The 18,602-nt window shown below is 71.5% G+C and carries 20 protein-coding genes; 14 read left to right on the top strand and 6 right to left on the bottom strand.

The genetic code is table 11. The annotated features are described in order from the left end of the window. Positions 1 to 87: 87 nt before the first annotated feature. Positions 88 to 219: an LPFR motif small protein gene (locus AC07DF_RS34690; protein ID WP_276327110.1), complete on the bottom strand. Its 132-nt coding sequence runs from the start codon at positions 217 to 219 to the stop codon at positions 88 to 90. 127 nt (positions 220 to 346) lie between these two features. Further along, positions 347 to 1,216: an SCO6745 family protein gene (locus AC07DF_RS34685; protein WP_478980380.1), complete on the bottom strand. Its 870-nt coding sequence runs from the start codon at positions 1,214 to 1,216 to the stop codon at positions 347 to 349. Between the two features lie 114 nt (positions 1,217 to 1,330). On the opposite strand from AC07DF_RS34685, the gene AC07DF_RS34680 reads away from it, so the two are divergent. Further along, entirely contained in the window at positions 1,331 to 2,290 is a 960-nt protein-coding gene (locus tag AC07DF_RS34680) for a GlxA family transcriptional regulator (protein ID WP_478980378.1), read from the top strand. Positions 2,291 to 2,331: 41 nt separating this feature from the next. Next, on the top strand, positions 2,332 to 2,967 hold the full coding sequence (locus tag AC07DF_RS34675; protein WP_478980376.1) for a DJ-1/PfpI family protein: 636 nt from the start codon (positions 2,332 to 2,334) through the stop codon (positions 2,965 to 2,967). Here the strand turns inward: AC07DF_RS34675 and AC07DF_RS34670 are convergent. Next, entirely contained in the window at positions 2,954 to 3,709 is a 756-nt protein-coding gene (locus AC07DF_RS34670; RefSeq protein WP_478980374.1) for an enoyl-CoA hydratase/isomerase family protein, read from the bottom strand. The two genes, AC07DF_RS34675 and AC07DF_RS34670, sit on opposite strands and share 14 nt — an antisense overlap. A gap of 218 nt (positions 3,710 to 3,927) precedes the next feature. Between AC07DF_RS34670 and AC07DF_RS34665 the strand changes: the two genes are divergently transcribed. Further along, entirely contained in the window at positions 3,928 to 4,428 is a 501-nt protein-coding gene (locus AC07DF_RS34665) for an ATP-binding protein (RefSeq protein WP_454362859.1), read from the top strand. A 72-nt stretch (positions 4,429 to 4,500) separates the two neighbouring features. On the opposite strand, the gene idi is transcribed toward AC07DF_RS34665, so the two are convergent. The 3 genes from idi to galE all read right to left on the bottom strand — a co-directional run bounded on the left by idi (position 4,501) and on the right by galE (position 7,448). Then, positions 4,501 to 5,094, bottom strand: coding sequence for an isopentenyl-diphosphate Delta-isomerase (gene idi, locus AC07DF_RS34660; protein ID WP_478980372.1), 594 nt, complete (start codon positions 5,092 to 5,094; stop codon positions 4,501 to 4,503). Positions 5,095 to 5,386: 292 nt separating this feature from the next. Then, positions 5,387 to 6,325, bottom strand: a complete 939-nt coding sequence (locus tag AC07DF_RS34655; RefSeq protein WP_478980370.1) for a cation diffusion facilitator family transporter — start codon at positions 6,323 to 6,325, stop codon at positions 5,387 to 5,389. Between the two features lie 151 nt (positions 6,326 to 6,476). After that, a complete protein-coding gene (gene galE / locus AC07DF_RS34650) occupies positions 6,477 to 7,448 on the bottom strand; it encodes a UDP-glucose 4-epimerase GalE (protein ID WP_478980368.1) in 972 nt (323 codons plus the stop codon). 277 nt (positions 7,449 to 7,725) lie between these two features. On the opposite strand from galE, the gene AC07DF_RS34645 reads away from it, so the two are divergent. The 11 genes from AC07DF_RS34645 (at position 7,726) to hpnE (ending at position 18,529) form a co-directional block, all read left to right on the top strand. Continuing rightward, positions 7,726 to 9,540: a DUF5941 domain-containing protein gene (locus tag AC07DF_RS34645; RefSeq protein WP_478980366.1), complete on the top strand. Its 1,815-nt coding sequence runs from the start codon at positions 7,726 to 7,728 to the stop codon at positions 9,538 to 9,540. After that, positions 9,537 to 10,289 carry a phosphocholine cytidylyltransferase family protein gene (locus tag AC07DF_RS34640; RefSeq protein ID WP_478980364.1) on the top strand — a complete coding sequence of 251 codons (753 nt, stop codon included), beginning with the start codon at positions 9,537 to 9,539 and terminating at the stop codon, positions 10,287 to 10,289. The genes AC07DF_RS34645 and AC07DF_RS34640 overlap by 4 nt, the downstream gene beginning before the upstream one ends. Continuing rightward, on the top strand, positions 10,277 to 11,338 hold the full coding sequence (locus tag AC07DF_RS34635; RefSeq protein ID WP_478980362.1) for an iron-containing alcohol dehydrogenase family protein: 1,062 nt from the start codon (positions 10,277 to 10,279) through the stop codon (positions 11,336 to 11,338). The genes AC07DF_RS34640 and AC07DF_RS34635 overlap by 13 nt, the downstream gene beginning before the upstream one ends. Further along, positions 11,316 to 12,095 (top strand): CDP-alcohol phosphatidyltransferase family protein, encoded by a 780-nt coding sequence (locus AC07DF_RS34630; protein ID WP_107454448.1) that lies wholly within the window; start codon positions 11,316 to 11,318, stop codon positions 12,093 to 12,095. The genes AC07DF_RS34635 and AC07DF_RS34630 overlap by 23 nt, the downstream gene beginning before the upstream one ends. 5 nt (positions 12,096 to 12,100) lie before the next feature. Further along, positions 12,101 to 12,973, top strand: a complete 873-nt coding sequence (locus AC07DF_RS34625; RefSeq protein WP_454362860.1) for a glycosyltransferase family 2 protein — start codon at positions 12,101 to 12,103, stop codon at positions 12,971 to 12,973. A gap of 105 nt (positions 12,974 to 13,078) precedes the next feature. Beyond that, positions 13,079 to 14,008, top strand: coding sequence for an ABC transporter permease (locus AC07DF_RS34620; RefSeq protein ID WP_478980359.1), 930 nt, complete (start codon positions 13,079 to 13,081; stop codon positions 14,006 to 14,008). Then, the gene (locus tag AC07DF_RS34615) at positions 14,001 to 14,780 is read left to right on the top strand and encodes an ABC transporter ATP-binding protein (RefSeq protein ID WP_478980357.1); all 780 of its coding nucleotides are present in this window, start codon (positions 14,001 to 14,003) and stop codon (positions 14,778 to 14,780) included. Before AC07DF_RS34620 ends, AC07DF_RS34615 begins: the two co-directional genes overlap by 8 nt. Positions 14,781 to 15,139: 359 nt before the next feature. Then, complete coding sequence (gene hpnC / locus AC07DF_RS34610) at positions 15,140 to 16,042, top strand: squalene synthase HpnC (protein WP_478980355.1); 903 nt, start codon at positions 15,140 to 15,142, stop codon at positions 16,040 to 16,042. Further along, positions 16,039 to 16,989 carry a presqualene diphosphate synthase HpnD gene (gene hpnD / locus AC07DF_RS34605; protein WP_478980353.1) on the top strand — a complete coding sequence of 317 codons (951 nt, stop codon included), beginning with the start codon at positions 16,039 to 16,041 and terminating at the stop codon, positions 16,987 to 16,989. The genes hpnC and hpnD overlap by 4 nt, the downstream gene beginning before the upstream one ends. Then, positions 16,986 to 17,120, top strand: a complete 135-nt coding sequence (locus AC07DF_RS34600; protein WP_478980351.1) for a DUF6380 family protein — start codon at positions 16,986 to 16,988, stop codon at positions 17,118 to 17,120. The genes hpnD and AC07DF_RS34600 overlap by 4 nt, the downstream gene beginning before the upstream one ends. After that, the gene (hpnE, locus tag AC07DF_RS34595) at positions 17,117 to 18,529 is read left to right on the top strand and encodes a hydroxysqualene dehydroxylase HpnE (protein ID WP_478980349.1); all 1,413 of its coding nucleotides are present in this window, start codon (positions 17,117 to 17,119) and stop codon (positions 18,527 to 18,529) included. The genes AC07DF_RS34600 and hpnE overlap by 4 nt, the downstream gene beginning before the upstream one ends. Positions 18,530 to 18,602 lie beyond the last annotated feature (73 nt).

Below are 18,602 nucleotides of genomic sequence, written 5' to 3'. Positions count from 1 at the left end.
CACTGAGGTTGCGCGGCAATTGTGGCAGGTGACACCGACACTCGGGGTCCAGGGCGGTACCCCCGGCAGGTCGCCGGCGGCCCCCGGTCAGGCCCTGCGGCTGCGGGTGGCGGACGAGGCCCCGCCGAAGAGGCGGGCCAGGGCCCGGAAGGGCAGGGTCACGACGGTGGCGATGGCGCCGCCGATCTGGCGCAGCACGTCTGCGATAGCACGGAACACGGTGTTTCCCCTTTCCTCTCCCGACCGCACCGATCGGGAAAGGCCGGGTACCTCACCAGAGCCTCACCATGCGTCACGACCGAACACGCGTGTCCCGGCCACGGTTCACCCCGGTGCGCCGCGGCCCTCAGCCCTTGCCGACCAGATCCGCCGGGAAGGCCCCGGCCACGAGCGCGGCCTGCGCGAAACCGGCGCCGAGCTCGGTCAGCCGGGCCACGCCCTCCGGGCCCAGGTGCTCGTACGGGGCCCGGTCGAGCCGGTCCGTCTCCCGCTCGATCTCCTCGCGCAGGGCGGCACCCCGCTCGGAGAGCTCGCCGGCCGTGTCCAGCAGCCCGCGCTCCCGCAGCCGGTCCGTCGCCGCGTCCCAGTCCTCCTGGTTCCAGCCCCGGGTGGTGAACACCCACTTCGGGGCCATGCCCTTGCCCGTCGCCGTGTGGGTCACCATCGCCTCGAGACCGTCGAGACCCGCGGACATCAGGGCGGCCAGGTGCCCGTCGCCCCGGTGCTCGCGCAGCAGGGTCGCCGCGTGCCAGTACGCGAGGTGCGGCTCCTCGGGGACGGGCAGGTCCGCATGGGCGGCGTACAGCGGCCTCGCGCCGCGCGAACAGGCCTCGGTGGCGCGCAGCGCGAGCCGCGCGGCCTCGGCCATCTCCGCCGACGCCAGGACCTCTTCGCCCAGCAGGCGCCGCAGCGTCGCGTCGACCGCACGCACGCGTGCCGCCAGCACCTGCCCGGGTGTGGCGCTCTCCCACACCGCCGGCACGTGCCGGGCCACGAGCTCGTACTTGTAGTTGTAGAAGGCCGCCGCCACCGCACCGGGCCCCACGGGTCCGAACGCGGCGGCCCGTACGGCGAAGTTCACGGCGTGGGGATGGGTGATCCCGGCAGCACCCACCTCCCGTCCCAGATCCGGCGAGAAGTAGTGCGTCGCGTGCAGGGAGTTGAGCACGTTCTGGCAGCGTCGGCCGGCGCGCGGCTCAAGGGCGGCAGTCGTCATGCCGGGCAGGTTACCAACCGCTTGGTATGTCCTCCAGGGCCGCACATCCCATGGCAGGAAAGGTGGGAACTTCGTCATTGCGGCCACGCTCCGGGCCCGCGAAGAATCAAGGGCATGGCCCAGCGCACCGTTCTCGCCGTCCTCCTCGACGGCGTGCAGAGTCTCGACGTCACGGGGCCCGTGGAGGTCTTCGCGGGCGCGGAGCTGCTCTCCCCGGGGACATACCGGATCCGCACGGCCTCCCCGGACGGCGCGCCCGTGCGGACCAGCAGCGGCCTGACCCTCGTACCCGACGATTCCCTGGACGGGGTCTCCGACCCGCACACCCTGCTCGTCCCCGGCGGTCCGGGCTCCCTCGATCCGGACCCTCGCCTGGTCGACTGGGTGCGCGAGCACGGGCCGCGTGCCGTGCGCCTGGTCTCCGTGTGCACCGGTGCGGCCGTACTCGCCGAGGCCGGGCTCCTGGACGGCCGCCGCGCCACGACGCACTGGGCGTACTGCGACCGGCTGGCCCGTGACCACCCGGCCGTCGAGATCGACCCCGACCCCGTCTACGTACGCGACGGGCACATCGCCACCTCGGCCGGTGTCACCGCGGGCATCGACCTCGCCCTGGCCCTGGTCGAGGAGGACCTCGGCCGGGACGCCGCCCTCGCCATCGCCCGCCACCTGGTGGTCTTTCTGCGGCGCCCCGGGAACCAGGCCCAGTTCAGCGCCCAGCTCGAAGCCCAGACCGCTCATCGCGAGCCCCTCCGGGACGTCCAGCGGTTCATCACCGAACGCCCGGACGCCGACCTCTGCGTGGAGGCCCTCGCCGCCCGCGCCCGCCTCTCGCCCCGCCACTTCGCCCGCGCCTTCCGGGCCGAGACCGGTATGACGCCCGGGCGGTACGTGGACCGCGTCCGCCTCGAACACGCCCGCCGTCTCCTGGAGGACACCGCCGGCGGCATCGAGGAGATCTCCCGCACCAGCGGCTACGGCACACCCGAGGCCATGCGCCGGGCCTTCGTCAAGGCCCTCGGGACGCCCCCGGCCGAGTACCGCCGCCGCTTCCGCCCCGCGACCACGCCCTGAGCCCCTCTCGCATCGACTCGCATCGACGGAAGGAACCCCGCATGCAGATCGCCATCGTCCTCTACGACCGCTTCACCGCCCTCGACGCCGTCGGCCCCTACGAGACCCTGGGCCGGGTCCCGGACGCGGAGACCGTCTTCGTCGCCGAGCGGACCGGCCCCGTCCGGAACGACTCGGGGAACCTCGCCGTCGTCGCCGACCGGGCCCTGGCCGACGTACCGAATCCGGACATCGTCGTCGTCCCCGGCGGCCCGGGCCAGGAGTCGCTGATGGCGCACGAGCCGCTCCTGGACTGGCTGCGCGCCGCCGACGCCGGCAGCACCTGGACGACGTCCGTGTGCACCGGCTCCCTGCTGCTCGCCGCCGCCGGACTCCTCCGGGGCCGCCGCGCGACCTCCCACTGGCTGACCCTGGAGGAACTGAAGCGCTTCGGGGCCGAGCCCACGGGGGAGCGGGTCGTCACCGACGGCAAGTACGTCACCGCGGCCGGCGTCTCCGCCGGCATCGACATGGGACTGACCCTGCTCGGCCGGATCGCGGGCGACGATCACGCCCAGATCGTCCAGCTCGCCACGGAGTACGACCCGCAGCCGCCCTACGACGCCGGATCACCCGAGAAGGCGCCCGCGCACATCGTCGAACTGCTCCGGTCGCACGCCGACGTCATCCTGACGTAGGCACACTCCAGTCGAACCGCGGCTGCCTGCGCTCCAGGAACGCGGCGACGCCCTCCGCGGTGTCGCCGCTCGCGCGCGCCTGCCCGGCCCAGTGCGCGTCCCGGTCCGTACCGCCGTTCGCGAACTCCTTCGCCGCCGCCTGCGTCAGCTGCGAACGGGACACCAGGATCCGGGTGAACTCGGCGACCCGCTCGCCGAGTTCACCCTCGGGCAGCACCTCGTCCGCCAGACCGGTGCGCAGCGCCCGCTCCGTGTCGATCAGCTCGCCGGAGAACAGCAGGTACTTGGCGGTGGCCGGACCCACCAGGGACACCAGCCGCCTGGTCGAGGACGCCGGGTACACGATGCCGAGCTTCGCCGGCGTCACACCGAACAGCGCCCCTTCCTCGGCGAACCGCAGATCACAGGCCGCCGCGAGCTGTGCCCCGCCGCCCACACAGTGCCCGCGCACGGCGGCCAGGGTCGGCTTCGGAAACGCGGCGAGCGCCTCCTCGGCCCGCACGGCGAGGCTCTGTGCCTCCTCCGGCGAGCCCCGGAGCGTCGAGATGTCGGCACCGGCGCAGAACGTCCCGCCCTCGCCGGTGAGCACCAGCGCCCGGACGGCCGGATCGCCGGCCAGCCCCTCCAGGAGCGGCGGCAGCGAGCGCCACATCGCGGCCGTCATGGCGTTGCGCTTCTCCGGATGACGGATGACGACCGTCGCGACCGAGTCGGTCACGCTGTTCAGCAACTGCGGCTCCATGCGCCGGATGCTATCCGCAAGGCAAACCCGTACAACCCGAATAGTTCGCCGAGACGGCGCAACAGGGACAGGACCAGTCCCACAACTGACCGTGTCATACGCCAACGGTCAGAAGTGCTCGATACTTGCTGACTTCTGTTCAGTCCCGGGGTACGGAGCGCATCGTTACCAACACTCGAGACGTGGCGACAATCGAGCGCGAGGGTGGCGACCGGACAATGGACGACGAGGGGCATGGGTCCGGCCCACGCCCACAGGGCGGCGCGGTGCCCCTCGGGCCCGCGGATCCGCTGCCGTACGAGGGTGTCTGGCGGTTCACCGCGCCGGCCGTCGACGCCTCGGTCCCGCAGGCGCGGCACGCCGTACGGGACCTGCTGCTGCGTCAGGGTGTGCCGGTCTCGGACGACCTGGCCCAGGGCCTGCTGCTGATCGTCTCGGAGCTGGTGACGAACGCCGTGAAGCACGCGGCGGTGCTGTCGCCCACGGTCGCCGTCGAGGTGGCCGTCGGGGCGGAGTGGCTGCGCGTGTCCGTGGAGGACAACCACCCGTACCGGCCCACCGCCCTGGAGGCCGACCACGGCCGGACCGGCGGCCGCGGACTGCTGCTGGTGCGCGAGGTCACCCGGGAGGCGGGCGGCAGGTGTGAGGTCGAATACACCGCGAGCGGCGGCAAGGTGATCTGGGCCGCCCTGCCGCTCAAGCCCGCACGCTTCCCCTAAGGCCTGTCCGGTTACCTAAGGCCTGTCCCATTACCCAAGGCCTGCCCGGCCCTGCCGTCAGGGGCTGCCTCGTCACCAGCCGGCCGACTCTCCCGTCAGCTCCCTGATCGCCGGCCGGGCCGCGTCCAGGACGGTCATGAACCAGGACGAGAAGGTGTCCTTGGCGTGCCGCTCCGCCAGCTCGGGCGGGGTCACGAACGCCGTCGACGCCACCTCCTCCGGATCCGGCCGCAGCACGGCCTGCACCATGCCGACGTAGAGGTGGTTGTACTCCTGCTCCACAAGACCGGACTCCGGGTCCGGGTGGTTGTAGCGGACCGTGCCCGCCTCGGCCAGCAGGGACGGGGAGGCGCCGAGTTCCTCGAAGGTCCGGCGCGCCGCCGCCGCGAAGGGCGCCTCGCCGGGGTAGGGGTGGCCGCAGCAGGTGTTGGACCACACACCGGGGGAGTGGTACTTGCCCAGCGCGCGCTGCTGGAGCAGCAGCCTGCCGTACTCGTCGAAGAGGAACACGGAGAACGCGCGGTGCAGCTGTCCGGGTGGCTGGTGGGCGGCGAGCTTCTCCGCCGTGCCGATCGTCACGCCGTCCTCGTCGACCAGTTCCAGCAAAATCGCGTCTGCGGTGCCGTTCGACGGGTTGTGCGTCGCGGTGGCAGGTGTGATCGGCATACCCATCCTTCACATCGGTCTTCGCGCCCCAAGTCTGCCGTACGAATCCGGCACTCCCGGCACTTCGCGGTGTGCCCGCATGTCCCCACGCGGCAGCGCGGAGCGCGGACGGCGCCGCTCGACGCCGGAAGAGGGACCCAGGAGCTGATCGTGCCCGGCGCGATGGGCCGAAAATCGTCCCTGCCGGTGCGGGGAGGGGCAGGGCGTGGGCGTGCGCCGTAGCGCTGCGTCCCCCGGCGCACTCGGATCGGAATGCGCCCCACCAGCCCCGGAGACCACATCAGCCACCGCGTCAGTGGCAGAGCTGCGCCTCGTGCTCCGCGTGCCCGGTCGGCTCCAGCTGGAAGGTGCAGTGCTCCACGTCGAAGTGGTCGCCGAGGCAGCCCTGCAACTCGTGGAGCATCTTCTCGTGGCCGATCGCGTTCAGCGCCTCCGAGCTGACGACCACATGCGCCGAGAGCACCGGCATGCCCGAGGTGATCGTCCAGGCGTGCAGGTCGTGGACGTCCTCCACCCCGTCGGTCGCCAGGATGTGGGCCCGTACCTCCGCCATGTCGACGCCCTTGGGCGCCGCCTCCAGCAGGACGTCGAGCGTCTCGCGCAGCAGCTTCCAGGTGCGCGGCGCGATCATCAGGGCGATGACGAGCGAGGCGATGGGGTCGGCGGCCTGCCAGCCGGTGAGCATGATCACCGTGCCCGAGACGATCACCGTGACGGAGCCCAGCGCGTCCGCCGCCACCTCCAGGAACGCGCCGCGCACGTTCAGGCTCTCCTTCTGGCCGCGCATCAGCAGCGCCAGCGACACCATGTTCGCGGCGAGACCGATCACACCGAACACGATGGCGAGCCCGCCCTCGGTGTCCGCCGGGGTGATGAAGCGCTGGACCGACTCGTACACGACGTACCCGCCGACCCCGAGCAGGAGCAGGCAGTTGGCCAACGCGGCGAGGATCTCGGCCCGTGCGTAGCCGAAGGTGGCACGGTCGCTGGGCGGCCGGCTCGCGAAGTGGATCGCGAGCAGTGCCATGCCCAGGCCCAGCGCGTCCGTCGCCATGTGCGCCGAGTCCGCGACGAGTGCGAGCGAGTCCGCGAGGAGCCCGCCGACGATCTGGACCACCACGATGCCGAGCGTGATCGCCAGCGCGGCCCGCAGCCTGCCGCGGTACGCCGACGTCGCGGTACCACCGGCCGGCGCTCCGTGCGCGTGCCCGTGATCGTGTCCAGCCCCCATGAAAGCCGCCTCCTGTGTCCGTCCGATCGTGCCCGGGTGCCCCAGTGAACTACGGGGAGGGGGTATGTGCAACGCGGCACTGAACACCGTTGTCATGTGCCCTGACCTGCGGAAACGATGCCCAGGTCAGGGCATCCTCAGCAGCAGCTGTTCACGAGCCGTGGTGCAGCAGCCAGCCGCGCCACGCCGACTCGGCCATCTCGGACACCCCGCGCCGCGCGGTCCAGCCGAGCTCCCCGGCCGCCCGGGCCGCCGAGGCCACCGCCCGCGGGGCGTCCCCCGGGCGGCGCCCCTCGACGAGCGGTGGCCGCCGGTCACCGGTGACCTCGCCGATGACCGTGATGAGTTCGCGCACCGAGACGCCCTCGCCGCGTCCGATGTTGACCGTCAGATCGCCCGCGACGCCTCCTTCGGCGAGCCGCCGGGCCGCCGCGAGGTGTGCCTCGGCCAGATCGGCGACGTGAATGTAGTCACGAATACAGGTGCCGTCCGGGGTCGGGTAGTCGTCGCCGAAGATCCTCGGGGCCTCGTCGCGCGTCAGCCGGTCGAAGACCATCGGGACGATGTTGAAGACTCCCGTGTCGGCCAGCTCCGGCGCGGCCGCGCCCGCCACGTTGAAGTAGCGCAGACATACGGTGGAGATCCCGTGTGCCCGGCCCGCCGCCCGCACCAGCCACTCACCGGTGAGCTTCGTCTCGCCGTACGGGTTCACCGGCGCGCAGGGCGTGTCCTCCGTGATGAGGTCCACACCCGGGTCGCCGTACACGGCCGCGGACGAGGAGAACACGAAGCGCTCGACGCCGGCCCCGGCGACCGCGTCCAGCAGGGTCGCCAGTCCCCCGACGTTCTCCCGGTAGTACCGCGTCGGCTGGGCGACCGACTCGGCGACCTGCTTGCGCGCCGCGAGATGCACCACACCCGTCACACCGTGCTCGGCGAACACTCGTTTCAGCAGCTCACCGTCGAGCGACGACCCCTCCACGAGCGGCACATCGCCGGGGAGCCGCGCGGGCACCCCGGCCGAGAGGTCGTCCAGCGCCAGAACGCGCTCCCCGGCCTCGGTCATGGCCCTCGCCACGTGTGCCCCGATGTAGCCGGCCCCGCCTGTGATCAGCCAAGTCATGGTCGCTCACCCTATGCGGCCACGACCGGGCCGCACGCGATGTCCCCGATGTCCGCTCTGGGAGGCGCGGTTTGTGGGGCGGGCCTCGGATCCCCGATGATGATCGTGGCAAAGGCTTGTGCGAACCACGTTGATCGATCTGCCTAACAGGCGGTGAACGTGGCCTTCCCGGTATCCGATAGCCTCTGCCGACATGCCGCCCGGGAGCCACCGGAGCGGGCGCCCCCACCCAGCACTGCACCGGCGCGGACGCGTCGGTACCAGGGAGTGAATTCGGTTGTCGACCGCCATCCTCACCGGCCAGCCGGTCCCCGGATCGTCGATCGAGGCCGACCTGCGGTCCCTCGGCTTCGACGTGCGGAGCGCGGCCGACACCGCCGAGGCCGAGACCCTGCTCGCCGCGGTGCCGGGCGAGGAGCGGGTGGCCCTGGTCGACGCCCGGTTCGTGGGACATGTGCACGCGCTGCGGCTCGGCCTCACCGACCCCCGGTTCCCGCTCGCCGCGATCCCCGGCGCCGTCACCGCCCAGCCGGCCGGCCGCCAGGCCCTCACCCGGGCGATGGCCCGCGAGAACTCCGCGGGGGGCGGCACCACCCTGGTCGACAGCCTCGCCGACCGCATCCTCACCGCCCTGGACACCGACGGAACCGAGGTGCACCGCCCCGAGCTGGGCAGCCTCGTCGCCGCCGTCCCCGCCGACCCGCAGGCCCGCAACGAGGCACGGCAGGCCCTGACGAACGTCGACGACGAGGCCGTACGCCTGAAGTCGGCCGTGAAGTCCCGCGACGGCTTCTTCACCACGTACTGCATCAGCCCGTACTCCCGCTACATCGCCCGCTGGTGCGCCCGCCGCGGCCTGACCCCGAACCAGGTCACCACCGCCTCGCTCATCACCGCACTCATAGCGGCGGCCTGCGCGGCCACCGGCACCCGCGGCGGTTTCGTCGCGGCCGGCGTCCTGCTGATCGCGTCCTTCGTCCTGGACTGCGTCGACGGACAGATCGCCCGCTACTCCCTTCAGTACTCCACGCTCGGCGCCTGGCTGGACGCCACCTTCGACCGGGCCAAGGAGTACGCCTACTACGCGGGCCTCGCGCTCGGAGCGGCCCGCGGCGGCGATGACGTCTGGGCCCTCGCCCTCGGCGCCATGGTCCTGCAGACCTGCCGGCACGTCGTGGACTTCTCCTTCAACGAGGCCAACCACGACGCCACCGCCAACACCAGCCCCACCGCGGCCCTCTCCGGCAAGCTCGACAGCGTCGGCTGGACGGTGTGGGTGCGCCGGATGATCGTCCTGCCGATCGGCGAGCGCTGGGCGATGATCGCGGTGCTCACGGCCGCCACGACCCCGCGGATCACCTTCTACGTCCTGCTCATCGGCTGCGCCTTCGCCGCGACGTACACCACGGCGGGGCGGGTGCTGCGGTCGCTGACGCGGAAGGCGCGCCGCACCGACCGGGCCGCGCAGGCGCTGGCCGACCTCACCGACAGCGGGCCGTCGGCGGAGGGTCTCTCGCGGTTCCTGCGGAAGCTGCCCGCCCGGGGCCCGCTCGGTTCGCGCGCCCTCGTGGCGCTGCCGGGCGCCGCGCTCCTGCTCGCTGCCGCCGGGCTGGAGTCGTACGGCAGTGTGCTCCTCATCGCCCTGGCCGTCCTCTACGTACTCACCTCGGCCGCCGCCGTGGCGCACCCCCTCAAGGGCGCCCTGGACTGGCTCGTCCCGCCGATGTTCCGCGCCGCCGAGTACGGCACCGTCCTCGTCCTCGCGGCCAAGGCGGACGTGAACGGAGCCCTTCCTGCGGCTTTCGGGCTGGTGGCCGCGGTCGCCTACCATCACTACGACACGGTGTACCGCATCCGCGGCAACGCCGGAGCGCCCCCGGCCTGGCTGGTGCGTTCCATCGGGGGGCACGAAGGACGGACGCTGCTCGTCACCGTCCTTGCCGCGCTGCTCACCGCCTCGCAGTTCACGGTCGCGCTCACGGTCCTCGCCGTGGCCGTGGCCCTGGTGGTGCTCGTCGAGAGCATCCGCTTCTGGGTGTCCGCCCACAAGGGTGGCGCGCCCGCCGTACACGATGAAGGAGAACCCGCATGATCGGCCTCGTGCTGGCGGCCGGCGCCGGACGGCGTCTGCGCCCCTACACCGACAGCCTTCCCAAGGCTCTGGTGCCGGTGGGTCCTGCGGGCATAGAGGGCGAACCCACGGTTCTCGACCTGACCCTCGCCAACTTCGCGGAGGTCGGCCTCACCGAGGCCGGCATCATCGTCGGCTACCGCAAGGAGGCCGTGTACGCGCGCAAGGAAGCGCTGGAGGCGAAGTACGGCCTCAAGCTCACCCTCATCGACAACGACAAGGCCGAGGAGTGGAACAACGCCTACTCCCTGTGGTGCGGGCGTGACGCCCTCAAGGACGGGGTGATCCTCGCCAACGGCGACACCGTCCACCCGGTCTCCGTCGAGAAGACGCTGCTCGCCGCCCGCGGCGACGGCAAGAAGATCATCCTCGCCCTGGACACGGTCAAGGACCTGGCCGACGAGGAGATGAAGGTCGTCATCGACCCCGAGAAGGGCATGACGAAGATCACCAAGCTGATGGACCCCGCCGAGGCCACCGGCGAGTACATCGGCGTCACCCTCATCGAGGGCGACGCGGCCCCCGAGCTGGCCGACGCGCTCAAGACCGTGTGGGAGACCGACCCGCAGCAGTTCTACGAGCACGGTTACCAGGAGCTGGTGAACCGCGGCTTCCGTATCGACGTGGCGCCGATCGGCGACGTCAAGTGGGTGGAGATCGACAACCACGACGATCTCGCCCGCGGACGGGAGATCGCGTGCCAGTACTGACCCGGCTCATCCCCTCCCCGCTCGTCGTGGACATCCGCCCGGGTGCCCTCGACGACCTGGCCTGCGTCCTCGCCGACGAGCGCATCTCGCACTCCGGCCGCCTCGCCGTCGCCGTCAGCGGCGGCTCCGGCGCCCGGCTGCGCGAGCGCATCTCGCCGAGCATGCCCGGCGCCACCTGGTACGAGGTCGGCGGCGGCACCCTCGACGACGCGGTCCGGCTGGCGAGCGACATAAAGGCCGGCCACTACGACGCGGTCGTGGGTCTCGGCGGCGGCAAGATCATCGACTGCGCCAAGTTCGCCGCGGCACGCGTCGGCCTGCCCCTGGTCGCCGTGCCGACGAACCTCGCGCACGACGGACTGTGCTCCCCGGTCGCCACCCTCGACAACGACGCGGGCCGCGGCTCCTACGGCGTGCCGAACCCGATCGCGGTCGTCATCGACCTGGACGTCATCCGTGAGGCCCCGGTCCGTTTCGTCCGCGCCGGCATCGGTGACGCCGTCTCCAACATCTCGGCGATCGCCGACTGGGAGCTGGCCAATCGCGTCAAGGGCGAGCGCATCGACGGCCTCGCCGCGGCCATGGCCCGCCAGGCCGGCGAGGCCGTGCTCCGGCACCCCGGCGGCATCGGCGACAACGACTTCCTCCAGGTGCTCGCCGAGGCGCTGGTCCTCAGCGGCATCGCCATGTCGGTGTCGGGCGACTCGCGGCCGTCCTCCGGGGCGTGCCACGAGATCAACCACGCCTTCGACCTGCTCTACCCGAAGCGGGCCGCCGCCCACGGCGAGCAGTGCGGACTGGGCGCGGCCTTCGCGATGTGGCTGCGCGGAGCCCACGAGGAGTCGGCGTACATGGCCGAGGTGCTGCGCCGGCACGGGCTGCCCGTGCTGCCGGACGAGATCGGCTTCACGACGGACGAGTTCGTCAAGGCCGTCGAGTTCGCCCCGGAGACCCGGCCCGGCCGCTACACCATCCTCGAACACCTCGACCTGAACACCGAACAGATCAAGGACACGTACGCCGACTATGTCAAGGCCATCGGTAGCTGAACTCCGCCCCGTCGTTCACCCCGCGGGGGTGAAGGACCGGCGCAGCGGTGAGCACTGGATGGGACGCCTCTACATGCGTGAGGTGTCCCTGCGGGTCGACCGTTACCTGGTCAACACCAGGGTCACGCCCAACCAGCTCACCTACCTGATGACCGTCTTCGGTGTGCTCGCGGCCCCGGCCCTGCTCGTGCCGGGGATCGCGGGCGCCGTCCTCGGCGTGGTGTGCGTCCAGATGTACCTGCTGCTGGACTGCGTCGACGGCGAGATCGCGCGCTGGAAGAAGCAGTACTCCCTCAACGGCGTCTACCTGGACCGCGTCGGCGCCTACCTCACCGACGCCGCGGTGCTCACCGGCTTCGGCCTGCGCGCCGCCGACCTGTGGGGCAGCGGCCGGATCGACTGGCTGTGGGCCTTCCTCGGCACCCTGGCCGCCCTCGGCGCCATCCTCATCAAGGCCGAGACCGACCTCGTCGGCGTCGCCCGGCACCAGGCCGGCAAGCCTCCCGTCAAGGAGGCCGCCTCCGAGATGCGCTCCTCCGGCATGGCGCTGGCCCGCAAGGCCGCCGCCGCCCTGAACTTCCACCGGCTGATCCTCGGCATCGAGGCGTCCCTGGTGATCCTGGTGCTGGCCATCGTCGACCAGGCCCGCGGCGACCTCTTCTTCTCGCGGCTCGGCGTGGCCGTGATGGCGGGCATCGCGCTGGTGCAGACCCTGCTGCACCTCGTGTCCATCCTCGCGTCGAGCAGGCTGAAGTGAGCGGCATGAAGGTCGGCGCCGTCATCATCACCATGGGCAACCGCCCCGACGAACTGCGCGCCCTCCTCGACTCGGTCGCCAAGCAGGACGGCGACCCGGTCGAGGTGGTCGTCGTCGGCAACGGCTCGCCCGTCCCGGACGTCCCCGAGGGCGTCCGCACCATCGAACTGCCCGAGAACCTCGGCATCCCCGGCGGCCGCAACGTCGGCATCGAGGCCTTCGGCCCGGCCGGCCGGGACGTCGATGTCCTGCTGTTCCTGGACGACGACGGGCTGCTCGCGAGCCACGACACCGCGGCGCTGTGCCGGAAGGCCTTCGAGGCCGACCCGAAGCTCGGCATCGTGAGTTTCCGCATAGCCGACCCCGAGACCGGCGTCACCCAGCGCCGCCACGTGCCCCGGCTGCGCGCCGCCGACCCGATGCGCTCCTCGCGCGTCACCACGTTCCTCGGCGGCGCCAACGCCGTCCGTACCCGCGTCTTCGCCGACGTCGGCGGACTTCCGGACGAGTTCTTCTACGCCCACGAGGAAACCGACCTGGCCTGGCGGGCTCTCGACGCGGGCTGGATGATCGACTACCGGTCCGACATGGTGCTCTACCACCCGACGACCGCTCCCTCGCGCCACGCGGTCTACCACCGCATGGTCGCCCGCAACCGTGTCTGGCTGGCCCGCAGAAACCTCCCCGCACCACTCGTCCCGGTCTACCTCGGCGTGTGGCTGCTGCTCACCCTCGTACGCCGTCCCTCCCGTCCCGCCCTGCGGGCCTGGCTCGGCGGATTCCGCGAGGGCTGGACGACCCCGTGCGGACCCCGCCGGCCCATGAAGTGGCGTACGGTGTGGCGGCTGACCCGGCTGGGCCGGCCCCCCGTCATCTGACAAGCTCGTATCCGGGAGTATCCGGGAGCACCCGGGCCGTACCCTGGCCCCCGGCTCATGCAGGCCCGCACAGGCCACGCATCTCGAAGACGAAAGTTTCCACTAGTGAGTGAGACAACGCACGATGCCCCGGTCGCGGTGAGCGCGTCCGCGGCGCCCGACGAGGGACTCACGGCGAGGGAACTCGCCGCCAGGCACGGGCTGAGCGTCAGCGGCGCCCGGCCGTCCCTCATCGAGTACGTCCGTCAGCTCTGGGACCGGCGGCACTTCATCCTCGCCTTCTCCCGCGCGAAGCTGACCGCCCAGTACAGCCAGGCCAAGCTCGGCCAGCTGTGGCAGGTGGCCACACCGCTGCTGAACGCGGCCGTGTACTTCTTCATCTTCGGCATGCTCCTGGAAGCCGACCGGGGCATGAGCCGCGAGGTGTACATCCCGTTCCTGGTCACGGGCGTGTTCGTGTTCACCTTCACGCAGAGCTCGGTGATGGCGGGCGTGCGCGCGATCTCCGGCAATCTCGGCCTGGTCCGCGCCCTGCACTTCCCGCGCGCCTCTCTGCCGATCTCCTTCGCGTTGCAGCAGCTCCAGCAGCTGCTGTTCTCGATGATCGTGCTGTTCGCCATCACGATCGGCTTCGGCCACTACCCCGACCTGTCCTGGCTGCTGATCGTGCCGGTGCTCGTCCTGCAGTTCTGCTTCAACACCGGCCTCGCGCTGATCATGGCCCGGGCGGGCGCCAAGACCCCCGACCTCGCGCAGCTGATGCCGTTCGTGATGCGGACGTGGATGTACGCGTCCGGGGTGATGTTCTCCATCCCGATCTTCCTCGAGTCCAAGCCGGCCTGGATCTCGAACGTGCTGCAGTGGAACCCGGCAGCGATCTACATGGACCTGATGCGCTTCTCGCTCATCGACGACTACAGCTCCAAGTACCTTCCCGACCACGTGTGGGCGGCCGCGGGCGCCTGGGCCGTGCTCTTCGCCCTCGGTGGGTTCGTGTACTTCTGGAAGGCGGAGGAGAGGTACGGCCGTGGCTGAGCAGAAGCAGGACGCGCGGATCCCCACCGTCATCGCGGACGATCTGCACATCGTCTACCGCGTCAACGGCGCCAAGTCCGGAAAGGGCAGTGCCACGGCCGCGCTGAGCCGCATCATGAAGCGCGGTGAGGAGCGGGGCGTGCGCAAGGTGCACGCCGTACGCGGCGTCTCCTTCGTCGCCTACCGCGGCGAGGCCATCGGCCTGATCGGCTCCAACGGCTCCGGCAAGTCGACCCTGCTGCGCGCCATCGCCGGTCTGCTGCCCGCCGAGCAGGGCAAGGTCTACACCGACGGCCAGCCCTCGCTGCTCGGCGTCAACGCGGCCCTGATGAACGACCTCACCGGCGAGCGGAACGTCATATTGGGCGGGCTCGCCATGGGCATGTCCCGCGAGGAGATCAAGGACCGCTACCAGCAGATCGTCGACTTCTCCGGCATCAACGAGAAGGGCGACTTCATCACGCTGCCCATGCGGACGTACTCCTCCGGCATGGCGGCCCGGCTCCGCTTCTCCATCGCCGCGGCCAAGGACCACGACGTCCTGATGATCGACGAGGCCCTCGCCACCGGCGACCGCAAGTTCCAGAAGCGCTCCGAGGACCGCATCCGGGAGCTGCGCAAGGAAGCCGGCACGGTGTTTCTGGTCAGCCACAACAACAAGTCGATCCGCGACACCTGCGACCGCGTCCTGTGGCTGGAACGCGGTGAGCTGCGGATGGACGGCCCGACCGACGAGGTCCTCAAGGAGTACGAGAAGTTCACGGGCAAGTAGCCCGGATCGGCCAGGGCCCCGCCGCAACTGTTCCGGCGGGGCCCCGCGTCTGCAAAGGAAGCGTCAACTCCGGTCCATCTCAGGAAGCTTGGGGCCAATCGGTGTGTTCTCGTGATGTGCGGGACACCCTGGCGGACCACGACACGTTGTACAACGTAAGCTGTACAGGTCCCGAAACACGGCAATCAGGGCGATAATGCGCGACACCGCCCGTCGGGCAGCCGTGCGGACGGCTGGGCGGCGTGTCCGAAATAGTGTGTATTGGGTCGGCAGTGTAGAACGGGAGATGTGACGGCAATGGCTACGGATACTCCCCAGCTCCACGCAGCACGTGCCGTCCCCGCGCCGGGCAGCCGGCGGTGACGGGAACCGGCACGGCGCGCGCCCTCGACCCGGAGCGCGGCACCCTCGACAAGGCCGCGGGCGAGAACTTCCCGGTGGCCCCGTTCTTTCTGCCCCGGGCCTGGCGCGCCGACCTCATCGCCGTCTACGGCTTCGCCCGTCTGGTCGACGACATCGGCGACGGTGACCTGGCCCCCGGTGGTGCCGACGCCCGGCTGCTCGGCGTGTCCCCGCGGGACGCCGAGGACCGGCTGGTCCTGCTGGACGCCTTCGAGGCCGACCTGCGCAGGGTCTTCGACTCGACCCCGCGCCATCCCCTGCTGCGCCGCCTCCAGCCCACCGTCCGCCGCTGCTCACTCACCCCGGAGCCGTTCCTCGGCCTGATCGCCGCCAACCGCCAGGACCAGCTGGTCAGCCGGTACGAGACCTACGACGACCTCCTCGCCTACTGCGAGCTCTCCGCCAACCCCGTCGGCCGTCTCGTCCTCTCCGTCACCGGCACCTCGACGCCCGAGCGGATCCGCCGATCCGACATGATCTGCACGGCCCTGCAGATCGTCGAGCACCTTCAGGACGTGGCCGAGGACCTCGGCCGCGACCGTATCTACCTGCCAGCCGCCGACATGAAGCGATTTCACGTCCAGGAGGCGGACCTCGCCACGAAATCTGCCGGAGCGTCGGTCCGTGCGTTGATTGCGTACGAAGCGCAAAGGGCCCGGGATCTCCTGAATGAAGGCGCCTCCCTGGTGGGTAGCGTCCACGGCAGGTTGAAGCTGCTGCTCGCAGGGTTCGTGGCGGGAGGAAGGGCGGCCGTCCACGCGATCGCCGCCGCCGAATACGACGTACTTCCCGGCCCGCCCGAGCCCGGCAAGGTCCGGTTGCTGCGTGAGGTGGGCGTGACTCTGCGAGGAGAGGGGTGATCCGGACCGTGGAGCCGGAACCACACGCGTCCCCACCGGTACTCGCCGCCTACAGCTACTGCGAGGCCGTCACGGGGCGGCAGGCCCGTAACTTCGCCTATGGCATCCGGCTGCTGCCGACGCCTCAGCGCCGAGCGATGTCGGCGCTGTACGCGTTCTCGCGGCGGGTCGACGACATCGGCGACGGCGCGCTCGCCCACGACGTCAAGGTCGCCAGGATGGCGGAGACCCGGGCACTGCTCACCCGGATCCGGGAGGGCGAGGTCGACGAGGACGACATCGACCCCGTCGCCGTCGCGCTCACGCACGCCGCCGGGACCTTCCCGATCCCGCTGGGCGGCCTCGACGAACTCATCGACGGCGTGCTGATGGACGTCCGCGGCGAGACCTACGAGACCTGGGACGACCTGAAGGTCTACTGCCGCTGTGTGGCGGGCGCCATCGGCCGCCTCTCGCTCGGCGTGTTCGGCACGGAACCGGGGGCGCGCGGCGTCGACCGCGCGCCCGAGTATGCCGACACGCTCGGGCTCGCGCTCCAGCTCACCAACATCCTCAGAGACGTGCGCGAGGACGCCGTGGGCGGGCGAACCTATCTGCCCGCCGACGACCTCGCCAAGTTCGGCTGCTCGGCCGGCTTCAGCGGGCCGCGGCCACCGGAGGGCTCCGACTTCGCGGGCCTCGTGCACTTCGAAGTGCGACGGGCCCGCGCTCTGTTCGCCGAGGGCTACCGGCTGCTCCCCATGCTCGACCGGCGCAGCGGCGCCTGCGTCGCCGCCATGGCCGGCATCTACCGCCGTCTCCTCGACCGCATCGAGCGCGACCCGGAGGCCGTGCTGCGCGGCCGCGTCTCCCTCCCCGGCCGGGAGAAGGCATACGTCGCCGTACGCGGCCTGTCCGGCCTGGACGCCCGGCACGCGACGCGACGGGCCGTCAGGAGGCGTGCGTGACGGACAAAGGTGCCGCCATCGGCGGAAAGCGGCGGGCAACCCTCCGGTGCGGGGCGGCGTCCCTGACTGATATGGCCGGCCGTGCGTCGTTCGAGCCGCACGGCCGCCACTCAGGGGAGGGTGCGCGATGACCCACGGCACGCGGTCCCAGGGGCCGGTCGCGGACGGGCGGCACACCGTCGTGGTGGGCGGCGGGCTCGCCGGCATCACCGCCGCGCTAGCACTCGCCGACGCCGGAGTGCGTGTCACGCTGCTGGAGGGCAGGCCGAGACTCGGCGGGCTGGCCTTCTCCTTCCAGCGCGGCGATCTGACCGTCGACAACGGACAGCACGTGTACCTGCGCTGCTGCACCGCCTACCGCTGGTTCCTCGACCGCGTCGAGGGCGCGGCGCTGGCTCCGCTGCAGGACCGGCTCGACGTACCCGTCCTCGATGTCGCGCGGCCCGAGGGACGCCGGCTCGGCAGGCTGCGGCGCGACGCGCTGCCCGTACCCCTGCACCTGGGGCGCAGCCTCGCCACCTACCCGCACCTCTCGCTCGCCGACCGCGCCAGGGTGGGCCGGGCCGCGCTCGCGCTCAAGGGACTCGACCTCGCCGATCCGGCCCTGGACGCGCAGGACTTCGGCAGCTGGCTGGCCGCTCACGGACAGTCGGAACGTGCCGTCGAGGCCCTGTGGGACCTGGTCGGGGTCGCCACCCTCAACGCGGTCGCGGGCGACGCCTCCCTGGGGCTCGCCGCGATGGTGTTCAAGACCGGTCTGCTGTCCGACCCGGGCGCGGCCGACATCGGCTGGGCGCACGTCCCGCTCGGTGAGCTGCACGACCGGCTGGCCCGCAAGGCGCTCGACTCCGCGGGCGTCCGCACCGAGCTCCGTACCCGCGTCACCTCCGTCGCCGGGAACGTGAACGGCGGCTGGAGCGTCCAGGTTCCCGGCGAGACGCTGGAGGCCGACGCGGTGGTGTTCGCCGTACCGCAGCGCGAGGCCCACGACCTGCTGCCCGAGGGCGCGCTGGATGCCCCCGAGCGGCTCCTGGAGATCGGCACCGCGCCGATCCTGAACGTCCATGTGGTGTACGACCGGAAGGTGCTCGCCCGGCCGTTCTTCACCGCCCTCGGTTCCCCGGTGCAGTGGGTCTTCGACCGCACCGAGGCGTCGGGGCTGCGCGAGGGGCAGTACCTGGCCCTGTCCCAGTCGGCGGCCCAGGACGAGATCGACGAACCTGTGGCGGTGCTGCGCGAGCGGTACCTGCCCGAGCTGGAGCGGCTGCTGCCCCTGACCCGCGGCGCCGAGGTGAAGGACTTCTTCGTCACCCGGGAGCGCACCGCGACCTTCGCTCCCACCCCCGGCGTCGGGCGCCTCAGGCCCGGCGCCCGCACCAAGGCATCCGGCCTCTACCTGGCCGGAGCGTGGACCGCCACCGGGTGGCCCGCGACCATGGAGAGTGCCGTCCGCAGCGGCGTCGGCGCGGCGGACGCCGTGCTGGGCGCCCTGGGCCGGCCCCGCCCACGCCACCTCTTCGAGTTCGAGGAGGCGGCGTGATGCTCGAACAGCACCACACGGCAGGCGGCCCCCGCACCTCCGGTACCGCAACAAGAGGAGAGACTGTGCCCAC

Source organism: Streptomyces sp. NPDC044719 (assembly GCF_056433405.1).
The sequence above is the reverse complement of the archived record's forward strand: the minus strand, read 5'-3'. Positions and strand labels throughout refer to the sequence as shown.